The organism is Sorangium sp. So ce381 (assembly GCF_051473845.1).
Classification (GTDB): Bacteria; Myxococcota_A; Polyangia; order Polyangiales; family Polyangiaceae; genus Sorangium; species Sorangium atrum.
Genome location: NZ_CP150336.1, coordinates 7,896,610 through 7,911,675 on the forward strand (window position 1 = coordinate 7,896,610; position 15,066 = coordinate 7,911,675).

Genomic DNA, 15,066 nt, shown 5'->3' on the forward strand with positions numbered 1-15,066 from the left:
GCGCCGCGTCGTTGTGGAGGTGGCGAGTCGCCCGCGCGGCGCGCGTTACTCGCAGGGCAGGATGCGCAGAACGCGGATCGAGGTGTTCGTGCTGCCGGGCGCGGCGAAGGCCACGCTCCCATCGGGGAACGCGACGAAGTCCTGGTAGCGATTGCCGAGCACGTCGACCTCCAGCGGCTCGCCCTCGGCCTCGCCGGTGGCGCGATCGCGCGTCTGCAGGTACAGCGCGCGCGCCGCGTCGTTGCGGGCGATATCGCCGGCCTTCGTCGTCGTCTCCCAGGCCGCGAGCATGCGGGAGCGGCCATAGGCGGCCAGGTGCGGAGCGCGGTGGTTCATACCCGCCTCGCTGGCGATCGTGAGGTCCTTGTCCGCGGCGCCGTCGGTGAAGTGGAGCAGCCGGACGTCCGCGAGCCCGTTCGCGCCCGCCGGCTGGCCCGAGCGGATATTGCTCGCCGTGAGCCAGTAGCCGCCGCCGGCCGCCGTGACGAGGTTTCCAAGGTTCGAGTAGGCGAGATCGACCGGATAGATGGTCTTGTAATTCGGCGCGAACGCGATGCGGTTGTTGTTGTCGGTCTTGCACACCGTCACGAACTTCCGGGCGCTGTCGTCCCAGAGGATGCGCTCGTAACCGCTGTGGCTGCATCCCCAGTCGAAGCCGTCCCGCTGCAGCTCCCCGCTCGCGTCGACGACCTTCATGCGATCGCCCTGATGGATGTTGATGCACCCGCCTTGCGAGACGCTGATCGCGGCGCCGAAATAGCCCGCATAGCGCGAGCCGTCGAAGGCGATGCGGCCGTGGTGCGCGTACCACCAGATCATGTACACCTCGGGCCCGGCGGGTCCGGTCGAGTAGGGCGGCAGCGCGGCGCTCGAGCTCGTGAGCTTCGTCGCCCAGGTCGCGCGCTCGCCGTCGAAGCGGACCATGTACATGTCGTGACAGGCGATCGGTGGGGACGGCGGCGTACCGCACAGGTTCGAGGGCGTTCCGCAATTCAGTGTCCCGCCGCCCTCGGCATCGCGGGTCAGCAGCAGCACGCCGCCGCTGTCGTCAGCGTAGAGGTCGGCGAAGTCGTTCGCCGGCAACCCGAACGAGCGCCCCGCGGCCTTGTCATCGGCGTCGAGCTGGAGGACGTGGACCTGTCCGTCGTCGCTCATCCATGCCAGGCGCGACCCGCCGGACGGAATCGGCGAGATGACGAGCGGCTTCAGCGCGGCCTCGTCTTCGTTGTTGATCACGCGGCCCCCGACGTCGACCTCGGTGATACGGACGCGGTCCCGGGTGACGCCGCACGCGCCAGGTCCCGGATCCCCGCCCGCACCTCCCCCGCTGGCGCCCGACGCTCCACCGCCAGTCGCGCTCGATGCCCCTCCCCCGCTGGCGCTCGACGCTCCACCGCCGCTCGCGCTCGACGCCCCTCCCCCGCTCCCGCTCGACGCTCCAACGCCGGTCGCGCTCGATGCCCCTCCCCCGCTCCCGCTCGACGCTCCACCGCCGCTCCCGCTCGACGCTCCGCCGCTCGCGCTCGATGTGCCTCCAGCACTGTCACTGCCCGACTCGCCGACGCAGCCCGGGGGCAGGGAGACGAGAACCAAAGACCAGATGATTCGCATGCATCGTCTCGACATCTCGCCACGCTACCGCGCTGACCGGCCCCTCATGGGGCAGAATCTCCGCTCGGCGCGGAGGAGCGCTCCCGGGCTCTCCGCTTCCTGTGCGGAGATCTCGCCGGCCGGGAAACCACGCCAGCACCCTGGACCAGAACAGCCATCGATGGCGGACATCCGCTCACCCACCGCCGCCCCATGATTCCCAGGACAGTCTCAGGCGCCCCAGAGCACCGACCGCCCCCTCGTGGCGCGGGTCCTGGCGAGCGTTGACACGCACACGCTGGCCTGGTAGGTGACCCAAGCGTCCGTGCGAGCGCGGCTGGTGGCAAAAGATGCGGGTGAGCTCTTGTCTCGCGAGGCGACCGACGCGCAACGCTTGGCCCCGCCCAGGCGCCGTCCACGTCGAGTTCCGCCGCCAGTCGCTTTAGTGCCATGTCGCTGTAAGAGACCACCACCGCGAACCGGCTCGCTCAGGACGGCCGGCGTCGCAGAGGGCGGCAGCACGAGCGCCTCGACGGATCCAGCGAGGGAAACGCAGGCACCCTCGGTAAGGTTTCGCGGCCCATCCGCGCGGGGCAGGTTGACGCGGCACAGCTAGCCAGAGTCGACGGTGCGAGGCCCCGGCGCCGGAGGCCCGCCCTAGCCTCCGACCCGGCACCATGTTATTGCTAGCCCGCCGATTCCGCCACGCGCGCAATTGATGCGCGCCGGTGGTTCGCCTGACTTGAGGAGCGCTGGAGCCACAACAAACGCAACATGCCTGGAAGCCCAACTCGGGCGTGGAGACGCCGCCTCCACCCTGGCCCGCAGACCAGAGCCCTGGGGCTTGCCGCGGACACCGTTGTCGAAAGCGCCCTCTGAACTAAGGCACACGCAAACCACGAGCTGGAGATCCGTTTATGACCGTTGTCACTGGAGACAGAGAGTACTTCCCGGGTGTTGGCAAGATCCCCTACGAGGGGCCCGAGTCCGACAACCCCCTCGCCTTCAAGTGGTACGACGCTAACCGCGTCGTTGCCGGCAAGGCCATGAAGGATCACTTCAAGTTTGCCGTGTGTTACTGGCACACGTTCTGCGGACGTGGGCACGATCCGTTCGGCCCGGGGACGATCAACTTCCCCTGGGATGAGGGCAAGGACGCGCTGGCCCGCGCTCGCATGAAGATGGACGCGAACTTCGAGTTCATCACCAAGCTGGGCGCGACGCACTACTGTTTCCACGACATCGACCTCGTCGAAGAGGGCGAGAACCGCGCCGAGACGTCGCGTCGCCTCCAGAGCATCGTCGAGTACGCCAAGCAGAAGCAGGCGCAGTCGGGCGTCAAGCTGCTGTGGGGCACGGCGAACCTGTTCTCCAACCCGCGTTACATGAACGGCGCCTCCACGAACCCTGATTTCTCCGTGCTGGCCTACGCCGGCGCGCAGCTCAAGGACGCCCTCGACGCGACCATCGCGTTGAACGGCGAGAACTACGTGTTCTGGGGCGGCCGCGAAGGCTACATGAGCCTGCTGAACACGGACATGAAGCGCGAGAAGGCGCACTTCGCCCGCTTCTTGACCATCGCTCGCGACTACGCGCGCTCGCGCGGCTTCAAGGGGGTCTTCTTCATCGAGCCCAAGCCGATGGAGCCCTCCAAGCACCAGTACGACTTCGACGCCGAGACCGTGATCGGGTTCCTGCGCCAGCACGGCCTGGACAAGGACTTCAAGCTCAACCTCGAGACGAACCACGCGACGCTCGCCGGCCACACCATGGACCACGAGATGCAGGTGGCCGCGGACAACGGCATGCTCGGCAGCATCGACGCGAACCGCGGCGACTACCAGAACGCGTGGGACACCGATCAGTTCCCCTACAACATCAACGAGACGGTCGAGATGATGCTCATCCTGCTCCGCAGCGGTGGGTTCCAGGGCGGCGGCGTCAACTTCGACGCCAAGCGCCGCCGCAACTCGAGCGATCTCATCGACACCTTCCACGGGCACATCGGCGGCATGGATGTGTTCGCCCGCTCGCTCCTCATCGCCGATGACCTGATCCGCAAGTCGCCGCTCGAGGCGATGCGCAAGGCGCGTTACGCGTCCTTCGACGGCGGCAAGGGCGCCGAGTTCGAGCAGGGCAAGCTGACGCTGGAGCAGCTGGCCGAGATCGGCAACGCCGGCGGTGAGGTCAAGCTCACGAGCGGTCAGCAAGAGCTGTACGAAAACATCGTCAATCGCTGGATCCGATAAGTCGAGCGATCGCGGGAACGACGGCCGGGCGACGCAGCTGCGCGCCCGGCTGTTTTTCTTTCCGAGGAGATGTCGCTCTCCTGCGGATGATCCGCTCCGCGACGGCGACGTTGATCACCCAGCCGGCGCCCATCAGGAGCGCTCTGACGCCCTCGCCCGGCACGCCGACGAGCAACACCCACGGTACGTGGGTCAGCACCTGAGTCCCCGCGCCCAGACCGATCGCATAGCCTCGCAGCATCCAGGCGCCGTGACCGACGAAGTCGCGCCGCCCGATGGCGACGAGGCCGAGCACGAGCGACGCGAACATGGCAGAGCCGAACAGCACCCGGAGGACGGCGAGGGCGTCGCCGTCCCCCTTGGGGAGCTCGTAGGAAGCCTGCATCCACAGACCCGAAGCGGCAGCGACGAGCCCCGACGGGGCCACGGCCCACCCGGCCATGCGATGCCAGCGAGGCTTCCGGCGGCGAAAGCCCGAGGAGAACTGGAACGCACCCAGGACCGAAAATACGGTTACACTGAAAATATGCAGGACGATGGGCACGGGCGCAGCGAAGAAACGGGCGTTGTCCGGGGTGACCTTGGCGCCGACGCTCAGCTCGGCCAGGCGGAAGGCGCCGGCCACTACAGGGACCGCCGTGAGGCCGAGCAGAAGCGCGGGTACGAGCCAGTCTCGCTTCGCCGAGGAAGTCGTGGTGCTCTCGTTCGTCATGCCGCCAAGCTAGGGACGGCCATGGTTGCGTCGCAATTGGCGCAAATGTCGGATCCGAGTCGGCCGATTGCCCGATGGGGCGACCGTACTTTCGGCCAGGTGCACCGCCACGTCGCCCCGGGCCGACGGGTCAGTTCCGGACGCGGCCGGTCTCGTAGGCCCAGATGGCGATCTCGACCCGGTTGCGCGCGCCGAGCTTGGTCATGAGGCTGGCGATGTGCGCCTTGACGGTGCTCAGGCTGATGTGGAGCTCGTCGGCGATCTCGGCGTTGGTTCGACCGCGGGCCACGGTGAGGAGGACCTCCTCTTCGCGGGCGGTGAGGGCCTCCCCGGGCTGCGCTCGCGGCAGCTGGGGCCTGGAGGCGGCGAACGTGGAGAGGAGGCGGGCGGTGATGCGTGGAGCGATCAAGGCGTCGCCGCTCGCGGCGGCGCGGATGGCCTGCGCGAGCAGGTCGGGACCGGCGTCTTTCAGCAGGAAGCCGCGGGCGCCGGCCTTGAGGGCGCCAACCACGTACTCGTCATGATCGAAGGTGGTGATCACCACGACCGCCAGGGGATGATCGACCGCCGGGCCGGCGAGCCGTCGGGTCGCCTCGATGCCGTCGATCCCGGGCATGCGAATGTCGAACAGGCACACGTCGGGACGGAGAGCGAGCGCCAGCTCGACCGCCTTGTTTCCATTGTCGGCGACGCCCACGACCTCGATGTCGGGCTGGGCGTCGAGGATGATGCTGAGCCCGGTGCGGACGATCTCCTGATCGTCGGCGACGATGACGCGAATGCTCAACTGGGTTGTCCTTTCCGAGGCAGTACGGCCGTCACCGTCCAGCCGCGCTCCGGGCCCGGGCCCGCATGGCACGTGCCCCCGAGCAGCGTCGCTCGTTCGATCATACCGACCAACCCGTATCCCGTCGACGTCGACTGGCCGCCGTGGGCTCCCTGGCCGTCGTCGGTGACCCGCAAACGTACGGACGTGTCGTCGGCCGTGACCTCCACGTCGATCCGGGTCGCGTGGCGAGCATGTCGGCGAGCGTTGGTGATCGACTCCTGCGCGAGGCGAAAGATCGCGGCGGAGACCGACGATGGCAGGTCATCGAAGCTCCCGGTCAACTTCACCTCGACGGAAGCCCCCGTGGCGGACGGGCCCGCGAGCTGTCCGAGGTCGGCGACCCGCGGGCTCGGCGCGAGCTCGGCCGACTCGCCGCGACGCAGGAGCCGGACCATCGTCCGCATCTCGCCGAGGGCGCGAGATGCCTCGTCCGCGATCACGCGGAGCGCGTCGACGGGAGCCTCGGGGCGAGCCGACGCGGCGACCAGGCCGGCCTGCGCGCGGATCGCGATCGCCGAGACATGGTGGGCGACGGTGTCGTGCAGATCGCGGGCGATACGCTCTCGCTCGGCCAGCTTGGCTTCATCGAGCTCTCGCAGACGCACGCGATCCCGATAGCGCACCGCCGCGCCGAGCGCCATCGTGGAGAGCAGGACGGCGTAGCCCCCGATGACATCGCCCGTCCTGGCATGGGAACGGATCATGTCGAGCGCCGCCGAGGTCACCATGATCGGCAGCCCGATCATCGCTTCACGCCCCGTACCCCACCGGAACAACGAATAGGGCAGCAGCACCATGTAGACCATCGCGTACAGCCCTGGCGACGCGCTGCCGGTCACCATCACGACGAGCTGTATCGCCATGAGGACGCCGAACGCGATCACGACCATCTGCAGCGGCCTGGTCCTCCGCCAGAGCAGCGTCGGCAAGAGCCCGAGGCAAAGGACCAGCGAAGCGATCCGCCACGGCAGGTCGCGCCGGATCGCGACCTCGAGAGACCCGAGCGCGGCGAACGCGGCCAGGAGCACCCAGTCCATCCGGACGCGTCGAGGGGGGTGCGGTGCTCGTGGCTCGGACCACACGGATCGAAAGAACTCGCGCACCTGCCTCATACCGTGTCGCCCGCGCTGGCGCTGTGCCCATCGCCCGAACCGCACGCGACGAACGGTGATACCGCGGCCATCAGCGTCGGCCGGCCGAACCACAAACGGACCGCCCCCCGGGCTATCGCGCCTTGGCCGAAAGTTCCGGCGGCTGAATTCATACCACTCATGAGAGAGAAGGAAATCCAAACGCTTCGAGGACGTCAAGCCCCAGGAGTGAGCCTCCGGGCTGGCTTGTGACCCCAGTCTCGGAGCAGGTACGGGATGAGGAGCACGACGAGCGCGGGCAGCGCGCTCCCGTCCCCGCTCGTGTCGCCCCGCGTGACCATCCAGATCGTCGTCAGCGCGCAGGCGAGCCACGCGAGCCCGAAGACGGCGGCGAGGTCCGCGTCGGTCCGGGGTTCATCTCCCGAGGTCGACGGGTCGTCTTTTTTAGCATGCACCCTGAAGGGCGTGGAGAGAAAGGCTATCGGCGATTTCATGCTGCGCTCCGTGGATGTCCGCCAGCCGGCGATGGCGACAACGTAACCCTCGCCGCGTCAAGATCTCCTCAGGACGCAATTGCCCCGCGTAAAGACCGCATCGATGACGCCGCCAGGCGTCCCGGCCGCCGCGAGGACACCGGCGCTCGCACGCCCTCGCGCGTCTGGCCTCCCCGAGCTCGTCGCCGAGCCCGCGAGCGCACTCTGCTTGACGACTTCTTGACGCCGCCCGAACGACTCTTGACGTTTTCCTGAAGCCGGCGGCCCTAGCTTTGGGGCTGTCATGCAGAACAGGCCACCACTCTTCGTCATCCCCACGTACCGGTTGCGCGACGTGGGCGAGACCATCCACCTCTACGACGAGCACTTCTGGCGCAACGGACATGCGATCCCGATGGTCGTCTTCGACGACTCGAACGTCCACAACCAGCAGAAATACTACGCGCTGCTCGAGGCGACGGCGACCTACAACGACCTCTACTACGTCGGTCCGCGCGAGAAGGAGGCGTTCATCGCATACATCAACCAGCGGCTCCGCGACCGCAAGCTCGAGCCGCTCGTCAGGAATTTGTTTAGGCCGAGCTACGGCGGGAACCGCAACTACACCCTGATGTACACGCTGGGAGCCCGCATGCTGAGCGCCGACGACGACATGCGCCCTTACGCGCTGGTCGAGCACAGCCCGGAGTCGCTCGAGCGGGACGAGGTCTGCCGTGGCAAGCTCCTGAAGGCGAGCGGCGACGGCTTCACCCGCAAGTCGTTCGACATCCTAACCGCGTTCCTCGACGTGCTGGGCAGGCGCGTCGCGGACGTCCCGGCCAACCACGCGCGCGGCGAGCTGCTCCGCGACAGCGCCATGGACCTCGAGACCAACGCCACGCAGGGCCTCGTCCGCGAGAACTCGCTGCTGCTCGACTCGGGCGAGGTGCCCGACGACGCGGTGGTCAAGGTCGCGCAGACGTTCCGGTCCGGGACGAACGACATCGACGCCATCGATTACGTGGAGATGTTCCTCGACGACGAGGGGCAGGTGGAGCTCGATGAGCTGAACGACGTCTACGTCCTCGTCAACTTCCGCCCCGCGGTCACCAACAAGAACTGGCGCATCGACTGCGGGGTGGCCGGCTATGACAACAGCTTCGGTCTCCCGCCGTTCTTCCCGACGCGGCTCAGGTTCGAGGACTACATCTACCGGCTCTGGATCCAGCAGCAAGGCGTGGCCGCCGCCCACGTCGACGCCGCCCAGACGCACATCAAGAGCAACTACATGCGGAGCCCGCTCGCGGCGGAGGTGTTCAACGAGGAGGTGTCGAACCTCCTCAAGCTGAAGATCAAGTCGACCCTCTCGAAGGTCGAGGACCTCAGCATCAGCTTCGACTACGGCGGCGAGGTGACCGCGGAGGACTGCGACCGCATCCTCGGGCGAATCACCGCGCTCCATGCGCGGGTGCAGGGCGCGGCAGCGACGACGGTGAATCACGAGCGCGCCGACGCCCTGCGCCGGTTCGCCGTGACCCTCGAGAAGACATTTTATGGGTTCGAGCACGATTTCTTCCAGCAGAACCTCGTCCGCATCGTCGACGACGTGATCAGCCAGTTCAAGGGCTCGCTCGAGCTGTGGCCGACGCTCGTCGAGATCTGCTACCTCCAGAAGAGCCGCGCCGGACTGCCGCAGTCGCGCGTCCAGAACAAGCGGCGGCACTGACCCGCGGCCGCCGTCGCGGGCCCCGGCGCGCGACGGCGCCGTGCCGCATGCCATCCCAGGCCCCGGCATCACTGGGTGCCTCCGGGGGTCGCCGCCGAAGCGGAGGAGGATCACGAGGTCGTCGTGATGACCTCGAACGGGTGGCTCTTCACCACGTTGCTCGCACACCGCAACGAGGGCTCGGGTGGCGTTGCCGGCCGCGTTGCACCATATTTGCTGATATCGATGTAGCACACCGCTCGGCACGAGTGGTCGCTGGTGAGAGATGATCGCGTGGCCACCGCGACGCACAGCGCGCACAGGAGCGACAGCGTCATCTTTGCGCGTTGGCTATTCTGGCAAATATGGACCGCTTGGAGCCAGTGCACGAACGCAAAAGGAAGGCGGGGCATGCGACTCGTCATGGTGGCCAATCTCATGAGTACAATCCCTGTACTATGCGCCACGTGGGCCTGCGCGTTTGGCACCGGGCGCGAAGCAAGCGGTCCGCACCTCGAAGGCCAGAGCCCATCGCCCGGCGTGGCGTCGCCGCGGTCGGACGGCAACGGGTGGAAGACCATCTACCCAGCCGACTTCAATAACGACGGCATGGTGGACGTGCTCTGGCAGCGCACCCGCCAGAACCTGATGGCCGTGTGGCTGATGAACGGCAGCCAGCTCCTTGCGCCGGGGCCGGTCATCCCCGGACCGATAGGTGATGGGTGGACGGCGATTTCGGCTGGTGATTTCAACGAGGACCACATGGCGGACGTGTTCTGGTACAACAGCCCACGGAACCTGATTGCCATATGGCTGATGAACGGCGGCCAGCTCCTTGCGCCGGGGCCGGTCATCCCCGGACCGATCGGAGACGGGTGGGTGGCTGTAACGAGCGCTGCCGACTTCAACTCTGACGGAATGAATGACGTGGTCTTGAACAATCCCCGCCAGAATCTGATGACCGTGTGGCTGATGAACGGCAGCCAGCTCCTTGCGCCGGGGCCGGCCATCCCCGGACCGATCGGAGACGGATGGATCGCCTCTTCCACGGCCGACTTCAACGTCGACGGTATGGCGGACGTGCTATGGAACAATCCCAGACGGAACCTGATGGCGGTATGGCTGATGAACGGCACGCAGCTGCTCGCGCCGGGGCCGAACATCCCCGGACCCATCGGAGACGGGTGGGTCACCATCACGGCGTTCGACTTCAACGTCGACGGTATGGCGGACGTGCTGTGGCATAACGCCGGACAGAACCTGATGGCCGTGTGGCTGATGGACGGCAGCCAGCTGCTCGCGCCGGGGCCGAACATCCCCGGACCCAGCGGCCATGGGTGGGTGCCCGCGCAGGGCGCTGCTGATTTCAACTTCGATGGCACGGCGGACGTGCTGTGGAACAATGCCGCGCAGAACCTGATGGCGGTGTGGCTGATGGACGGCAGCCAGCTGCTTGCGCCCGGTCCGAACATTCCGGGACCGTTCGAGAACTAGCGTTTGAGTTGCGACGTACCGCTGGGAGGATCCTGCCCAGCTGCTCACGTTGGCGGAGGGGCGCCGCCCGCGGACGCTCGACGCCGCCATGCCGGCGAGCGTCGAGCCCTCGGTGGCCATCGAGAGCACCATTTCACCCACGGCCCGCCGCGATGACGGGCACGCTGTGACGATATTTTTTCTTTCTCCCGGATGAGCATTCGAAAGATGCGCGGGGGCAATATGATCGAGATAACCTTGACGTGCCGGCGCGGGAGATGTAGCCGAGGACATGGCTGACCACGGCATGAGATTCAGGCTCTCTGCGCGTCGCTCCCTCCTTGGCTGCCTGCCGCTGCTTGCGCTCTTCGCCTGCGGCGGAGACGGCGATAGCACGCCGGCGCCGGCGGAAACGAGCGGCAGCAGCAGCAGCAGCGGAATGGGCACAACGTCAACCGGTGAGGGCGTCGGCACGACGGGCAGCGGCGGAGCCGGTGAGTCGTCGGCCAGCGGGACCGGTGGGGGAGGATTGTCCGCTGGAGGCGGGGGCGGCAGCGCGACCACCGGGACAGGCGGAGGCGGGAGTTCCACGGCTTGCACGCGCGAGCTCCTGAAGAGCACGATCGACGCTTATTTCGAAGCGCTCGCGGCGCACGATCCGTCGACATTGCCCCTCGCCGACAGCGTAAAATTCACGGAAAACGGCAAAGCCCTGACGCTCGGCCAAGAAGGGCTCTGGAAGACCGCCGGGGCGCTCAAATATGCTCACAGCGCGCTCGACACCGAGACCTGTAGCTCCGCGAGCCAGGCCGTGGTGCCGGACGGCAGCATGGACATCCCGCTCGCCGTTCGCCTCAAGCTCCAGGGCCAGGAGATCACCGAGATCGAGACCATCGCCGTGCGGCCGGGGGACTACAAGGTCTCCGGGCAGAATTTTGCCTCGAACACCGGCGCCATCATCGCGAGCGGGGATACCGTCAAGTGGGAGGAGCCCGTTCCGGAGAGCGAGCGCAACTCGCGGGACGAGCTCGAGGGCTGGATGGAGAAGTACTTCTGGATGTTCCCGCGCGGCGTCTGCAACACGGTCAGCAACTGCAAGCGCATCGAGAACGGCGGCGGGTCGTTCACGTGCAGCGCCGGCGCGAGCTGCGATCCTGGCCAGCCGGGCTCGGGGTCACCCGCGCTGCCCCCTCGCCTCATCTTCGCCGACGTCGAGAGGGGAATCGGGGTCGGGTTCACCATGTTCATGGGGAACACCGACATGCACATGTTCAAGATGCGCGGCGGCCAGGTCTACGGCGTGAGCGCGTTCCTGGGCGCGGCCACCAGCTCCGGCTGGGAGTGAACGAGCTTCGTCTCCGCTCGTTCCTATCGGTCCGCTGATCGGACCGTGAGCCCGCATACGCGTTAACCAAGCTTCGCGCCGCGTTCTCCTACCTCCGAACGTTTACGTTTACGTGAACGTTTACGTAGTCGTGGTCGTGGTCGTAGTCGTGGTCGTGGTCGTGGTCGTGGTCGTCAACGACAGGCCGTGAACGACCACGACCACGACCACGTTCACGTTCACGACCACGTAAACGTTCACGTTCACGTTCACGTTCACGTTAGCGTTGGTGATCGATGGTGGGGTCGACGGGCGGTTCGGCCATGCCTCGCAGAGCGGACGGGCCCCTCACCTTCGGTGCTCGGGGCCCTTCACTCAGCCACGACGTTCCGTCACGGGATCGTCGGGGCCGTCCACTCCACCCACTTCGCCTTGTCGAGCTCGTTCTTCGGCTTCCAGACGTCGGTGTTCGCGCTGGCGTCGTTGAGCAGGAACTTCTTGACGAAGGCGTCGATCGCGGCCTGCTCGCCGTTCTTGTAGTCCGTGCCGCAGTGGTTGTGCCCGCTGTCGACGTACCCGATGTTCTGCTTCACGCCGAGGGCCTCGTAGACCAGCCTGGCGGCTCCGCCGGCCTGGTCTGCGTTGTTCGTGCTCAGCCACTCGTAGTTGAGGTTCCCGAGGATCAGGAGGCCGCGAGGCGCCACCATGCTGACCAGCTGGTGGTGGTCGAGCGGGAGCTTGGTCACCGCGCTGCCGAACTGCTCGATCGTCTTGCTGAACCACTTCTGCTCGCCGTAAGTCCTCGTGAGGTTCTGGACGCCGGCGCTGCCGGTCTGGCCCTTGTTATCGACCTCCGAGACGCGCCACGCCGCCACGCCGCCCGAGCCAGACTCCTGCGGGATCGTCAGCGCGAAGCGCGAATCCATCGCGCCGACCATCAGCGCGCCCTTGCCGTTGCGGGAGCAGCCCGTGATGGCGAGCCGCTTCGGATCGATCTGCGCGTCGGGCGTGGACTCGAGGGCATCGATGATGCGGCTCGCGCCCCAGGCCCAGGCGATCAGGGCGCCGCTCTCCGCGTTCCCGTGGAACTTGGAGAAGATGCCGCCGCTCCGGTCGCTCTCCGGCTGCACACCGTTGTGATCGTAGTTGATGATCGCGACGCCCATCTGCTTCAGATGGTTGTTGTCGAGCGAGCCGTTGCTGAGCCCGATCAGCGCAGGGTAGGGAGGTGAACCGGTGCTGGGCAGGGAGATGCTCACAGAGAAGGAGACATCCTGGGCGCCGCCGCTCACGTTGATCGTCAGCTTGCCGCCGGCGAAGCTGCCCTTGACGGTGGCCTTCTTCACCTCCTTCGGACCGGTCTCCCAGTGCTGGACCAGCTCGGAGATCTCACGATGCCGGCACACCCACTGCGCGCGTGTCGTCACCTTCGTACCATCCATCATGGTGAAGGGATCGTGCAGCTTGTCGTACGCCTTCAGCTCGCCGAAGGAGGGCATGTTCGGCACAGCACAGTCCTCGCCGGGGGTCTCGACCCCGACCAGCGTCGTGTCCCCGCCGCCCGTCGGGTTCGAGCCGCCGGCGCCCGTCGGGTCCGAGCCGCCGGCGCCCGTCGGATCCGCGCCGCCGGCCCCCGTCGGGTCCGACCCACCGGCCCCCGAAACGCTCGTCGACGGACCGCCCGTTCCCGAGGTCACGCCGCTGGTGCTACCGCCGCCGGTGCCGGACACGGACGACGTGTTGCCAGCCGACGAGGAGCCGCTGGTCTGGCCGCCGGAGCTGGTGGTGGTGGTGTCATCCTCATCAACTGTGACGCCACCATCGCTGGGGCCGCACGCGACGAACAGGGGGAGGAGGGCGGTCAGGGGGAGAAGCTGGGAGAAGTTTGGTCGGAACGACATCATGGGACGCCCATTCCCAGCGGACGACGGTTCGATCACGCTTACCGCTGGGAATCGCATTGCCGGCGTGGGAGGCCTTCAATCCAGCCGCAAATATCCATCATACATGCAGCCGATGTAATCCATCCTGATCGGCTCTGGGAACGCCTCGCACCAAGTGGCGCTTGGGGGGGCATCCGATGAGGCGACATTTTTCGAGCAGGCTTCTCCCCTCGCGATCTCGCAGCGTCTGATCGTCTGCTCGTGCTCGTGCTCGTGCTCGTCGCCGGCGAGCGAGCCGGGCCTGGCCGGCGAATGACCGACGCCCGGGAACCACGCCGAATGGGGGGCAAGGCCAGAACGGCTTTCATGCCCCCCAAGGGCATCACTACTGCAGCACGGTATCCATATCCCAGTCAATCCACATGTCTTTCCATTCGCTGACCGGCTGCTGAACGCCATTGTCCATGATGTTCAGCACGTCCGTGTTTGCGCTGGTATTGCCTTCGAACGCTCGCTTGAACATTTCGCCTGCAAGGGCGGTTTGAGAGGCCGATGCGCCGCAGTGGTTTGCGCTGTACATCTGAAAACCCATGCGCTCCGGGACACCGAGCGCTTTCCATACCGGTTTTGCTGCCCATGCGGAGAGCGCCTCACAGGTTCCACCCAGGTGACACCATGAGTTCTTGCCATTGGCATTCGTGAAGTGCACCAGATACCGTGGAGCGATGGTCGCCAGGAGCATATGCGTATCGAAGGGGAGGTTGTACACCTTCGAGGGGTCGCTTCGGAGCCAGCGGGCCGCACCGGTCACCCAGGGTCCGCAGATGCCGCTGTCTTCGAGGTTGTCGATGCTCTGAGGCTTGGCGTCTGAGCACTGCCAAACAGAACCACCTTCACCGTGCCTGAACCACTCTGCCTGACGCAGGTTGGCTACACCACCACCGCCCGACTCCACGATGACGACCACCGGTGCACGACTGAAGACACCCGCCAGGTAAGCACCTTTTCCACATCCGGAGCACCCCGACACCATCACCTTCGTGGGATCGTGCCCGCTGCCCGGGTTCTGCTCCAGCACGTCCATCACCCGGTCAATCATCCACCCGTTGGCGATATTCGTGTTGAGCTCGGACAAGCCGAAGAGTTTTTTTATCTTGTCCTCGAAGCCGCTCCCAAACGACAGCGCTTTACTGCCTGACGGGAAAATTCCACCCGACAACTTGAGGGCGATCACACTACCGGATCCACTGATACTCGCCGAAAAGCTCTCTGTTTTTCCACCCACCTTGGCGGTGATTGAAACGTTACCTCCGGATACGGTTCCGGTCACCTCATCCGGCTCGGCGGGAACTGGACCGTAGAGGTACTTGGCTGCCATTGCCAGGATTTCCTTGCGGCGGCACTCCCACTGCTCCTTGGTGGTGACCTTCGTTCCGTTGAAGAACGTAAACGGATCCGGGAGTTTCTCGTTTACCTCGGTCAGACCGCTCGGCTCAGGCAACGTGGGCAGGGTACACGTGAAGGCGCCGCCGCCAGTCCCGCTGGTCGCGCTGGCCCCGCCAGTCCCGCTGGTCGCGCTGGCCCCGCCAGTCGGGGAGCCGCCCGTGCCGGCGCCGCCCGTCGGAGCACCGCCGCCCGTGCTGGCGGCTCCGCTGGTCGCGGAAGCACCGCTGGTCGCGGAGCCTCCACCCGTGGTGACTCCCCCGCTCCCGCTCGGCATCCCGCCGCCTGTGCCCG

The 15,066-nt window shown here is 66.6% G+C and carries 12 protein-coding genes; 4 read left to right on the forward strand and 8 right to left on the reverse strand.

The window, feature by feature from the left end:
* Window positions 1–45 precede the first annotated feature (45 nt).
* The gene (locus WMF29_RS29285; protein WP_437323435.1) at window positions 46–1,236 is read right to left on the reverse strand and encodes a hypothetical protein; all 1,191 of its coding nucleotides are present in this window, start codon (window positions 1,234–1,236) and stop codon (window positions 46–48) included.
* Window positions 1,237–2,507: 1,271 nt separating this feature from the next.
* Between WMF29_RS29285 and xylA the strand changes: the two genes are divergently transcribed.
* Window positions 2,508–3,839 (forward strand): xylose isomerase, encoded by a 1,332-nt coding sequence (gene xylA, locus WMF29_RS29290; protein WP_437323436.1) that lies wholly within the window; start codon window positions 2,508–2,510, stop codon window positions 3,837–3,839.
* Here xylA and WMF29_RS29295 read toward each other — a convergent pair.
* From WMF29_RS29295 to WMF29_RS29310, 4 genes are all read right to left on the reverse strand, one after another.
* Window positions 3,820–4,551, reverse strand: coding sequence for a DUF2306 domain-containing protein (locus WMF29_RS29295; RefSeq protein ID WP_437323437.1), 732 nt, complete (start codon window positions 4,549–4,551; stop codon window positions 3,820–3,822). The two genes, xylA and WMF29_RS29295, sit on opposite strands and share 20 nt — an antisense overlap.
* A 130-nt stretch (window positions 4,552–4,681) precedes the next feature.
* Window positions 4,682–5,338 (reverse strand): response regulator, encoded by a 657-nt coding sequence (locus WMF29_RS29300; protein ID WP_437323438.1) that lies wholly within the window; start codon window positions 5,336–5,338, stop codon window positions 4,682–4,684.
* Window positions 5,335–6,492 carry a sensor histidine kinase gene (locus tag WMF29_RS29305; RefSeq protein WP_437323439.1) on the reverse strand — a complete coding sequence of 386 codons (1,158 nt, stop codon included), beginning with the start codon at window positions 6,490–6,492 and terminating at the stop codon, window positions 5,335–5,337. Before WMF29_RS29305 ends, WMF29_RS29300 begins: the two co-directional genes overlap by 4 nt.
* 194 nt (window positions 6,493–6,686) lie before the next feature.
* A complete protein-coding gene (locus WMF29_RS29310) occupies window positions 6,687–6,965 on the reverse strand; it encodes a hypothetical protein (protein WP_437323440.1) in 279 nt (92 codons plus the stop codon).
* Between the two features lie 283 nt (window positions 6,966–7,248).
* Between WMF29_RS29310 and WMF29_RS29315 the strand changes: the two genes are divergently transcribed.
* From WMF29_RS29315 to WMF29_RS29325, 3 genes are all read left to right on the forward strand, one after another.
* Window positions 7,249–8,670 carry a hypothetical protein gene (locus WMF29_RS29315; protein WP_437323441.1) on the forward strand — a complete coding sequence of 474 codons (1,422 nt, stop codon included), beginning with the start codon at window positions 7,249–7,251 and terminating at the stop codon, window positions 8,668–8,670.
* 390 nt (window positions 8,671–9,060) lie between these two features.
* On the forward strand, window positions 9,061–10,143 hold the full coding sequence (locus WMF29_RS29320) for an FG-GAP repeat domain-containing protein (RefSeq protein ID WP_437323442.1): 1,083 nt from the start codon (window positions 9,061–9,063) through the stop codon (window positions 10,141–10,143).
* A 418-nt stretch (window positions 10,144–10,561) separates the two neighbouring features.
* Window positions 10,562–11,467, forward strand: a complete 906-nt coding sequence (locus WMF29_RS29325) for a hypothetical protein (RefSeq protein WP_437323443.1) — start codon at window positions 10,562–10,564, stop codon at window positions 11,465–11,467.
* A gap of 120 nt (window positions 11,468–11,587) precedes the next feature.
* On the opposite strand, the gene WMF29_RS29330 is transcribed toward WMF29_RS29325, so the two are convergent.
* The 3 genes from WMF29_RS29330 to WMF29_RS29340 all read right to left on the reverse strand — a co-directional run bounded on the left by WMF29_RS29330 (window position 11,588) and on the right by WMF29_RS29340 (window position 14,830).
* The gene (locus WMF29_RS29330; protein WP_437323444.1) at window positions 11,588–11,725 is read right to left on the reverse strand and encodes a hypothetical protein; all 138 of its coding nucleotides are present in this window, start codon (window positions 11,723–11,725) and stop codon (window positions 11,588–11,590) included.
* Between the two features lie 113 nt (window positions 11,726–11,838).
* Window positions 11,839–13,350 carry a glucuronyl esterase domain-containing protein gene (locus WMF29_RS29335; protein ID WP_437323445.1) on the reverse strand — a complete coding sequence of 504 codons (1,512 nt, stop codon included), beginning with the start codon at window positions 13,348–13,350 and terminating at the stop codon, window positions 11,839–11,841.
* Between the two features lie 364 nt (window positions 13,351–13,714).
* The gene (locus WMF29_RS29340) at window positions 13,715–14,830 is read right to left on the reverse strand and encodes a glucuronyl esterase domain-containing protein (protein ID WP_437323446.1); all 1,116 of its coding nucleotides are present in this window, start codon (window positions 14,828–14,830) and stop codon (window positions 13,715–13,717) included.
* Between the last annotated feature and the right edge of the window lie 236 nt (window positions 14,831–15,066).

Excerpts from the sequence above, each read along its gene's own strand:
- WMF29_RS29305 (WP_437323439.1), bottom strand. The coding sequence starts at position 6,492 with ATGAGGCAGGTGCGCGAGTTCTTTCGATCCGTGTGGTCCGAGCCACGA.
- WMF29_RS29335 (WP_437323445.1), bottom strand. The coding sequence starts at position 13,350 with ATGATGTCGTTCCGACCAAACTTCTCCCAGCTTCTCCCCCTGACCGCC.
- WMF29_RS29325 (WP_437323443.1), top strand. The coding sequence starts at position 10,562 with ATGGGCACAACGTCAACCGGTGAGGGCGTCGGCACGACGGGCAGCGGC.
- WMF29_RS29320 (WP_437323442.1), top strand. The coding sequence starts at position 9,061 with ATGCGACTCGTCATGGTGGCCAATCTCATGAGTACAATCCCTGTACTA.
- WMF29_RS29315 (WP_437323441.1), top strand. The coding sequence starts at position 7,249 with ATGCAGAACAGGCCACCACTCTTCGTCATCCCCACGTACCGGTTGCGC.
- WMF29_RS29310 (WP_437323440.1), bottom strand. The coding sequence starts at position 6,965 with ATGAAATCGCCGATAGCCTTTCTCTCCACGCCCTTCAGGGTGCATGCT.
- WMF29_RS29295 (WP_437323437.1), bottom strand. The coding sequence starts at position 4,551 with ATGACGAACGAGAGCACCACGACTTCCTCGGCGAAGCGAGACTGGCTC.
- xylA (WP_437323436.1), top strand. The coding sequence starts at position 2,508 with ATGACCGTTGTCACTGGAGACAGAGAGTACTTCCCGGGTGTTGGCAAG.